This is a genomic window from Yersinia sp. 2541 StPb PI (assembly GCF_052217145.1).
GTDB classification, from domain to species: Bacteria; Pseudomonadota; Gammaproteobacteria; order Enterobacterales; family Enterobacteriaceae; genus Yersinia; species Yersinia enterocolitica_E.
In genome coordinates, this window is the sequence record NZ_JAZGQB010000001.1 from 4,793,046 (window position 1) to 4,801,794 (window position 8,749).

Below are 8,749 nucleotides of genomic sequence, written 5' to 3' on the forward strand. Positions count from 1 at the left end.
TGCCAAAAATCTGACCCCTTTTGCTCGCCGAAAAGGGGTTTTTTTATCACTCACGGCGAATTTTACTGGCAAATAAATTACCCAGCGATTGGATGAGCTGTACCGTAATAATCAATACAATCGCGGTAGTGACAGTTACGAACGTATCAAAGCGCTGATAGCCATAGGTTATAGCCAGATCACCAATCCCACCGCCGCCGACAGTACCTGCCATGGCGGTAGCACCAATCAAGCCAATGGTGGCTGTGGTCAGTGCCAATATCAAAGATGACAGTGCTTCGGGTAATAGAAAATACCAAATCGCCTGAAGGGGCGTGGCACCCATCGATTTTGCTGCCTCGAGAATTCCGGGGTTAACATCCAATAATGAATTTTCTACTAATCGGCCAATATAAGGTGCGATAAAAATAATCAATGGCACGATGGCTCCTGGTGTTCCGATAGTGGTATTCACGATCAAGCGGGTAAGTGGGATAATCGCTACCATCAAAATAATAAAGGGCAGTGATCGGATGATATTAATCACTGGGTTAAGAATATTATAAAAAGTGCGATTGTTAATTAGCCCTCCGGGCCGGGTTACCACCAATAAGATTCCCAGTGGGATACCAATAAGAGAACCGATCACCAATGAAATACTGACCATAACCAGTGTGTCGTGTAGCGCCTGGACAAATTGGTCCAACGTAATTGCGGTTTCGATCATTAATGTATTTCCTGTATATCAATTCCTGTTCCAGCCAGGTGCGTGACGGCACTATCAATGAGGTTGTTGTCACCGCTTAACAGCAGCACCATATGACCCAATGTGGTGTCTTGTATCTCCGACATGTTGGCAAATAGAATATTCACGCCCACATCATATTGCCTGATAAGTTGATTTATCACCGGTTGCGTCGCAATCGCCCCCATAAATGCTAAACGAAATTGGCGGCCAGCATGACTGCTATCTAACAGTTTTCTCACACTATCGGGCAGGCTGTCCTTGATCACGGTGCGGACGAAATTAAGGGTTGTGGGGTGAGTGGGGTGGCCAAAAACCGTTAATACCGAACCCTGCTCAATTATTTGGCCGTTTTCCATAACCGCGACCTTATTACAGATTTTTTGAATGACGGACATTTCATGGGTAATCAGCAACACTGTAATATTGTATTGCTGATTAATTTTCTTCAGTAATAATAAAATCTGGGCGGTAGTTTGTGGATCCAGTGACGATGTGGCCTCATCACACAGCAGAATTGATGGATTGGTTGCCAGAGCACGAGCAATACCTACCCGCTGCTTCTGCCCCCCCGATAATTCATTAGGAAAACTATGGCTCTTATCACCTAACCCAACAAAATCCAGCAATTCAGCGACGCGCTCCTGAATGAATTTTTTATTTTTACCTAATAAGATGAGCGGCATAGCTACATTCTTAAAAACAGTTTTTGACTCCAGTAAGTTAAAATTCTGGAATATCATTCCGATGTTTTTTTTAAGTAGCCTGAGTTGCTCATGACTAAAATCATGTAGATTATTACCATCAATAATCACATCACCGGATGTTGGACTTTCCAATGAGTTTACCATTCGTAATAAGGTGCTTTTCCCTGCACCGCTATAACCGATAATGCCAAATATATCGCCATCTTCGATGGTTAAACTAACATTATTAAGCGCTTGTAGCTTTACACCTTTACGTTCAAAGGTTTTAGAAATATGCTGAAGTTCAATCATCAGATTATTCCATTACTTAAGATAATCAGGCAGCATATAACCGGTGTATTTCTCATTTCCTAGAATGTATTTTTTGAACTCCGCCGAGTGGTATCCCGCAATAATATCCTTGGCAAATTCTGCATCTTTATTTTTACCGGCGACAGTTACCACATTCACAAACTGTGTGGTTGGTTTTTCAAGTTGCAGTGCTGAGCTGAGTTTTATACCGTTAGATACAGCAAAATTACCCTGAATAGCACCAAAGTCGACATCGGGTAATGCTCTGACTTGCTGGGCATTATCCATTTCTTTGATCACCAGATGGTACGGATTTTCTGCTATGTCTTTTTGCGAGAAGGTCGCTGGATCAATTTTTTCCTTTAGCTTTATCCAGCCGATAGATTGCAACAACAGTGCTGCGCGGTACTCATTTGAGGGCTGGTTAGGGACTGAAATCAAAGTACCTTCTTTGGGTTTTTGGTCTTTTTGGCTTTGCTGATATTTATCAGAATACAGTCCCATCGGTGGCGTTGGAACCTGAACAATACCGGTATTATCAATCCGCAGACGCTCATTTATCGCTTGCAGATAAATAGGGTGTTGCATGATATTGCCATCAATCTCGCCAGTGCTAACGGCATTATTAACCTGGATGCCATCATTAAAATCTTTATATTCGATGCGATAGCCTTTGTTGATCAGATAAGGGGCTACACCTTTTTCAAATTGTTCTTTATAAGGGCCAGGATTAAATCCCAATTTGATAACTTTATTTTCTTCACTATGGGCATTTAGTGAAGTAACAATAATTAAACTAAATAAAGGTATCGTCAGTGAAGGTATTCTCATCATAATTTCCCTGTGGAATAGTGTTAATTTAGTCTCTACCAGAGGCTTTATTTATTATGTTGCCGGTTATTCTTTTAGCTAAAAGCGGGATAACTAAGAATGAAATCATTCAAACATTGCGGGGATGAAGCGTAAACGAAGAAAATGATCTTAGCTTATCTATAATAGAGATAATGGATTTAGTGTTTTTTATTAGGCGATTGGGACGAAAGGCGGATTATCAACCCGCTGCGTACAAATTGCGCAGCGGGTTCTATCGCTATAACCGGGGTTTAGCCCTGAATCAGATTAGGGATTTTTACATCAGGATTTACGTCAGCGTCATAATCCACACCGTCGACGGCAAACCCAAACAGGTTTAAGAACTCAGTCTTATAACCGGTAAAGTCGGTCAATTGGTAGATATTGTCATTGGTGACTTGATCCCACAACGCTTGTACCTGGTTTTGAATTTCTGGTGCCAGTTCTTTGTAGTCAGCACGCAAACGGCCATCGGCGTCCAGATGCGGTGCCTCACCACACAAGCTGTCTTTATACAGCGAATAAACTTGCTCGATGCAGCCTTCATGAGTGCCTTTTTCTTTCATCACCTTGAATAGTAATGACAAATACAGTGGCATCATTGGGATAGCGGAACTTGCCTGAGTCACTACCGCTTTCAACACGGATACCCGGGCATCACCGCCGCCATGGGCAGCTAAGCTATCGCGGATAGTCAGAACTTTTTGGTCCAGATCCTTTTTGGCTGCGCCAATAGAACCGTTCCAATAGATATCATGAGTGATTTTTTCACCCAGATAAGTAAAGGCGGTAGTTTGTGCCCCTTCAGCCAGCACGCCAGCTTCCAGTAGTGCATCAATCCACATCTGCCAGTCTTCGCCACCCATCACTGCTACCGTGTTGTCTATCTCGGTTTGAGTTGCGGGTTGTAGCACAACTTCTTTGATAACTTCTTTATCGGTATCTAGGCCACGGAATTTAACTTCATGGCCGATTGGCTTCAGTGTGGAGTTAAACACTTCGCCGGTTTTTGGATGAGTGCGGCGCGGCGAGGCCAGGCTATAGATAACCTGATCAACCTGACCCAGATCTTGCTTAATAGCCTCGATGGTCAGTCGTTTGATCTCATCGGAGAAAGCATCGCCATTGATGCTTTTCGCATATAGGCCTTTCTGCTCAGCAAACTTGTGGAAAGCTGCGCTGTTGTACCAGCCGGAGGTCGCCGGTTTACCTTCTTCTCCTGGGCGTTCAAAGAAAATACCCAGCGTATCGGCACCACAACCAAATGCTGCTGTGATTCGAGCTGCCAGCCCGTATCCAGTTGACGCACCAATCACTAATACTCGTTTTGGGCCGTTAGCAATTGGGCCTTCTGCTGTGACATAGTCGATTTGCTTTTTGACGTTAGCTTCACAGCCCGCCGGGTGAGCAGTCACACAGATAAAGCCGCGTACACGTGGTTTTATAATCATGGATACCTCAGTTTATGAATAAAGTTAAGTGTTCGAGCTACCGTCGGTCGAGACTCTAACAGTTCGGACTCATAGAGTCAGATTATCAAAATTAGCGATAATCTGCTCCAGCTCTATAACATCACACTCATTTTCCGATACAAAAACTGGAGAAAATGCGCCCCAGTAAGTCATCTGAGCTGAATTCGCCGGTAATTTCACTCAATGACTGTTGTGCTAAACGTAGCTCTTCCGCCAATAACTCACCGGCGTAAGCGCTTACTAACTGTTCGTGGCCTTGCACCAAATGCTGGGCAGCGGTTTCCAATGCTTGCAAATGGCGTCGGCGAGCCAGGAAGCCACCTTCGGTGTTACTGGTAAAGCCCATACTCTGCTTAAGATGGCTACGCAGCAGGTCAATACCTTCGCCGGTACGGGCCGATAAGCGAATAAGTGAGTGACCATTCACTTCGGTTAACCCCAGCGATTCACCTGTGACATCCGCTTTATTGCGCACCACGGTGATGGGCAGAGTCGATGGTAGGCGGGCCATAAACTCAGGCCAGATAGCGGCCGGTTCGGTGGCATCAGTCGTCGTACCATCAACCATAAACAGTACGCGATCTGCTTGTTCTATCTCATTCCACGCCCGTTCGATGCCAATGCGCTCAACTTCGTCACTGGCTTCACGTAAGCCAGCAGTATCGATGATATGCAATGGCATCCCATCGATATGAATATGTTCCCGTAAAACATCACGAGTTGTGCCTGCGATATCGGTTACGATTGCAGCTTCACGGCCCGCTAACGCATTGAGCAGGCTTGATTTACCGGCATTTGGGCGGCCGGCAATGACCACTTTCATCCCTTCACGCAACAAGCTGCCTTGCCGTGCTTCAGTGCGCACCTGCTCAAGATCGGCCATCACACCGTTCAACTGGCCTTCAATCTTGCCATCAGAAAGGAAGTCAATTTCCTCATCTGGGAAGTCAATGGCAGCTTCGACGTAGATTCGCAAGTGAGTAAGTGCTTCCACCAATTGATGGATTTTAACTGAAAATGCACCCTGCAATGAATTTACTGCTGAGCGGGCGGCTTGCTCCGAGCTGGCATCAATCAGGTCGGCAATCGCTTCTGCTTGAGCCAAATCCAGCTTGTCGTTTAAAAACGCGCGTTCAGAAAACTCACCCGGACGAGCAATGCGCAGCCCTGGCAGCGCCAGAATGCGTTTTAACAGTAAATCCAGTATAACCGGACCACCGTGACCTTGCAGTTCCAGCACGTCCTCGCCAGTAAAGGAATTGGGGCCGGGGAAGTAGAGAGCGATACCTTGGTCTAATGTACTGCCATCAGTATCTTTAAACGGCAGATAATCGGCATAGCGAGGCTTGGGCAATTTGCCCAAAACCGCCTGCGCCACGTCTGCGGCAGCACGACCTGAAACACGTAAAATACCAACACCACCACGGCCTGGCGGGGTTGCTTGTGCCACGATAGTATCAGTGGTGCTCATGGTTATTTCTCTCTTTAAAAGAATAAGGCGGTCATATAGCTATGACCGCCTCATATACCCTTCTTAATTGCAGTCGCAGCGTTTGTTAGCTGCTCTCCCCCAGTTACTGACGTATGCCAGTGACTGGGGTATCTATCATGTTAAGACTGTTTCTTCTTATCGCGGCTATGTAAACCACGTTTTTCCAGACCACGATAAATCAACTGCTGTTGCAGGATGGTCACCAGGTTACTGACGATATAGTACAGTACCAGACCAGCCGGGAACCACAGGAAGAACACAGTGAAGATAACTGGCATAAAGGTCATTATCTTCTGCTGCATTGGGTCCGTCACGGTAGTTGGTGACATCTTCTGAATGAAGTACATGGTGATACCCATCAGAATCGGCAGAATGTAGTACGGGTCTTGTGCTGACAGGTCATGAATCCACAGGATGAACGGCGCATGACGCAACTCAACGGAACTCATCAACATGTAGTACAACGCCAGGAAGATTGGCATCTGAATGACCAGCGGTAAGCAGCCACCCAGCGGGTTAACCTTCTCAGCTTTGTACAGCGCCATCATCTCCTGACTCATACGCTGCTTATCGTCACCGATACGCTCACGCATGGCAGCCAGTTTAGGCTGTAGCAAACGCATTTTCGCCATCGAGGTGTATTGCGCTTTTGTCAGCGGGTACATGATACCGCGCACGATAAAGGTAATCACGATGATGGAGAAGCCCCAGTTACCGACAAAGCTGTGAATGAATTTCAACAGTTTGAACAGTGGCTGAGAAATAAACCATAACCAACCATAATCAACAGTCAGGTCCAGATGTGGCGCAATGGCCGCCATTTTGTCCTGAATTTCTGGGCCAACCCATAAGGTAGCACCCAGCTGTTTCTGCTCACCCGGTTGAATAATAACTGGCGCACCTTTAAAGCCGATAGCCGCCAGACCATTACCCAAATCAGAAGAGTAGAAGGTGTTGGTTTCATTAGCTGCCGGGATCCAGGCGGTTGCAAAATACTGTTGCAACATGGCTACCCAGCCACCTTTGGTGGTGATGTCCATATTTTTGTCTTCGATATCACTAAAGCTGTATTTTTTATATTTAGTGTCATCAGAAGAGTAAGCCGCGCCACGATAGGTGTGCAGCGCAAAGTTATTGCTGCCGGTATCACGGTGTTTAGGCAAGTTGATGCTTTGCTTCAACTGACCAAACAGCGTCAGCTCCAGCGGGGCAGCAGAGGCGTTTTTAACGTGATAATCCACGCCAATGGCGTAATCGTTACGTTTTAGCACAAAAGTCTTGGTGAAAACGGAGCCATCTTTGCCGGTAAAGGTCAATGGAATACGCAGTTCATCCTGACCGTCAGCCAATACAAAGCTGGTTTGAGGCGCTTCAAACAGTGGGCGCTCACCGTTAGCTGGATTATCCGGGCCGCTTTTGCCTGTCAGACCGCTTTGCGCCTGATAGACGAAAGCTGGAGTGGTTTCCAGTAATTCGAAAGTTTTATCTGAACCCAGAGCATCCGGGTAAGCCAGCAGGTTAGCCTGCTCGATGTCACCACCACGGGTATTAATGGTCAGAGACAGCACATCAGTTTTTACAGTAATCAGTTGACCCTGACCACTGCCGGGCACAGCCTGGCTTGCTTTATCACCGGTAGCAGTATTCGCAGTCTGTTGCGTGGTCTGAGCGGCTGGTTGTGGACTGTTGTCCACTTGCCAGGCTTGCCAGATCATGAAAGACACGAACAGCAGAGCGATGAGTAGAAGATTGCGTTGCGAATCCATCGTTAGTGTTCTCTGTTATCGTCGGGTTTCGGCGGCACGGGATCATCGCCACCTGGGTTCAAAGGGTGGCATTTTAATACGCGTTTCAGTGTTAACCAACTGCCTTTTATCATCCCAAACCGGCGCAATGCCTCAATTCCGTAATGAGAGCATGTCGGATGGAAACGACAACGCGGCCCCAGCAGCGGACTAATCACGAGCTGATAGCCCCTGATTAGCCCGATCAGGATGCGGGAGCCTGGCGACAGTGGCGACGCCATAATTTTTCCAAAGCTTCCGTCAACGCACGGTTATCGAGGTCAGCCACACCCTTTTTCACCAAAACGACAAAATCCATAGACGGTAACGTATGCTGATGCAAACGGAAGCTTTCGCGTGTGAGGCGCTTTATCCGGTTACGTTCGTGAGCACGTTTGACATGTTTTTTGGCGACGGTAAGACCGATGCGGGGATGCCCCAGCTCGTTCAGGCGGCCGAGGATGGTGATTTGCGGCGTGCCAGCCCGTTGTGGCTGCTGGAAGACAAAAGTGAAATGACTGGGAGTTAACAAACGTAACTCCCTAGGAAATGCTAGCTTAACCACTGAGATGGTTAGCTTTTATTACTTAGAAACAGTCAGACGAGTACGGCTTTTCGCACGACGGCGAGCCAGAACTTGACGACCATTTTTGGTGGCCATACGAGCACGGAAACCGTGGCTACGGTTGCGCTTCAATACGGACGGTTGGAAAGTGCGTTTCATAGCGATTTCTACCTAAACTTAAAATAATTACTGATTCAGTAAACGCGTTTGGCTGCTCGGAGTGAAGACACCGACGCCTCAATCGCAACATATAAAGAAGCGGGATTGTAATAATTGTACAGTCCTGAGTCAATTGACATTGCGCCCGCCCGCACAGAAGTTTTCTGTATCGGGAGTTTACCAAGAGCCTGCCCGTGTTCACCGCTGGTTTCTTTTTGGCCAAAGCCATCAAGAACACAGGCATCACACGTAGGGCTGAGGATTATACGGACTCCCAGACAAATCGCAAGGATCGCCGTGAGATCCTTTGTGGATTAATCAGGATCAGTTGTTAGAAAAGGGGAAGGTGATACCAGTATATTCTGAAATATTTTGCGATCATTGCTGATGAGGGACACGAAAAGCTGTGCACTGGGTTACACTCCTAACAGAAGTTATGTCCTGTGGATAAAAAGGATCTAATCTGTGAGGAAGGGGAGGATCTATTGCTCCTTTTGCGCTATGATCCGCCATTCCGATCGCATCCGCTACTCTGGATCACTACTCCGGGATCGTAGGGGGATGTTAGTCGTAAAAACAACCGAAAAACGGTTCGCATGTCACTTTGGCTTGCTACAGGCCATATTGGCGTGTGTCAAAAACGATGAGTTACAAAAAATCCTGATTTCTTTCTTTTATTGATCTTGTTCGAGTGGAGTCCGCC

General features: G+C 46.8%; 9 protein-coding genes. All 9 read right to left on the reverse strand.

Going from position 1 to position 8,749, the window contains the following annotated elements:
- Positions 1-46: 46 nt before the first annotated feature.
- A complete protein-coding gene (locus V1953_RS21490; protein WP_372560194.1) occupies positions 47-706 on the reverse strand; it encodes a methionine ABC transporter permease in 660 nt (219 codons plus the stop codon).
- Positions 706-1,722, reverse strand: a complete 1,017-nt coding sequence (locus tag V1953_RS21495) for a methionine ABC transporter ATP-binding protein (protein WP_372560195.1) — start codon at positions 1,720-1,722, stop codon at positions 706-708. The genes V1953_RS21490 and V1953_RS21495 overlap by 1 nt, the downstream gene beginning before the upstream one ends.
- 12 nt (positions 1,723-1,734) lie before the next feature.
- Positions 1,735-2,553 (reverse strand): MetQ/NlpA family ABC transporter substrate-binding protein, encoded by an 819-nt coding sequence (locus V1953_RS21500; RefSeq protein ID WP_193784852.1) that lies wholly within the window; start codon positions 2,551-2,553, stop codon positions 1,735-1,737.
- Positions 2,554-2,825: 272 nt separating this feature from the next.
- On the reverse strand, positions 2,826-4,025 hold the full coding sequence (gene fabV, locus V1953_RS21505; RefSeq protein WP_083161542.1) for an enoyl-ACP reductase FabV: 1,200 nt from the start codon (positions 4,023-4,025) through the stop codon (positions 2,826-2,828).
- A gap of 127 nt (positions 4,026-4,152) precedes the next feature.
- A complete protein-coding gene (gene mnmE / locus V1953_RS21510; RefSeq protein WP_372569833.1) occupies positions 4,153-5,517 on the reverse strand; it encodes a tRNA uridine-5-carboxymethylaminomethyl(34) synthesis GTPase MnmE in 1,365 nt (454 codons plus the stop codon).
- 140 nt (positions 5,518-5,657) lie between these two features.
- Positions 5,658-7,304, reverse strand: coding sequence for a membrane protein insertase YidC (gene yidC / locus V1953_RS21515; RefSeq protein WP_083161538.1), 1,647 nt, complete (start codon positions 7,302-7,304; stop codon positions 5,658-5,660).
- A gap of 2 nt (positions 7,305-7,306) precedes the next feature.
- Positions 7,307-7,564 (reverse strand): membrane protein insertion efficiency factor YidD, encoded by a 258-nt coding sequence (yidD, locus tag V1953_RS21520; protein WP_032906726.1) that lies wholly within the window; start codon positions 7,562-7,564, stop codon positions 7,307-7,309.
- Positions 7,528-7,887, reverse strand: a complete 360-nt coding sequence (gene rnpA, locus V1953_RS21525; protein WP_025380108.1) for a ribonuclease P protein component — start codon at positions 7,885-7,887, stop codon at positions 7,528-7,530. The genes yidD and rnpA overlap by 37 nt, the downstream gene beginning before the upstream one ends.
- Before the next feature lie 18 nt (positions 7,888-7,905).
- A complete protein-coding gene (rpmH, locus tag V1953_RS21530) occupies positions 7,906-8,046 on the reverse strand; it encodes a 50S ribosomal protein L34 (protein ID WP_004393543.1) in 141 nt (46 codons plus the stop codon).
- Positions 8,047-8,749 lie beyond the last annotated feature (703 nt).

Bases quoted from the DNA above. Each gene is read 5' to 3' on its own strand.
- V1953_RS21495 (WP_372560195.1), bottom strand. From the start codon at position 1,722: ATGATTGAACTTCAGCATATTTCTAAAACCTTTGAACGTAAAGGTGTA.
- mnmE (WP_372569833.1), bottom strand. From the start codon at position 5,517: ATGAGCACCACTGATACTATCGTGGCACAAGCAACCCCGCCAGGCCGT.
- rpmH (WP_004393543.1), bottom strand. From the start codon at position 8,046: ATGAAACGCACTTTCCAACCGTCCGTATTGAAGCGCAACCGTAGCCAC.
- fabV (WP_083161542.1), bottom strand. From the start codon at position 4,025: ATGATTATAAAACCACGTGTACGCGGCTTTATCTGTGTGACTGCTCAC.
- yidC (WP_083161538.1), bottom strand. From the start codon at position 7,304: ATGGATTCGCAACGCAATCTTCTACTCATCGCTCTGCTGTTCGTGTCT.
- V1953_RS21490 (WP_372560194.1), bottom strand. From the start codon at position 706: ATGATCGAAACCGCAATTACGTTGGACCAATTTGTCCAGGCGCTACAC.
- yidD (WP_032906726.1), bottom strand. From the start codon at position 7,564: ATGGCGTCGCCACTGTCGCCAGGCTCCCGCATCCTGATCGGGCTAATC.
- V1953_RS21500 (WP_193784852.1), bottom strand. From the start codon at position 2,553: ATGAGAATACCTTCACTGACGATACCTTTATTTAGTTTAATTATTGTT.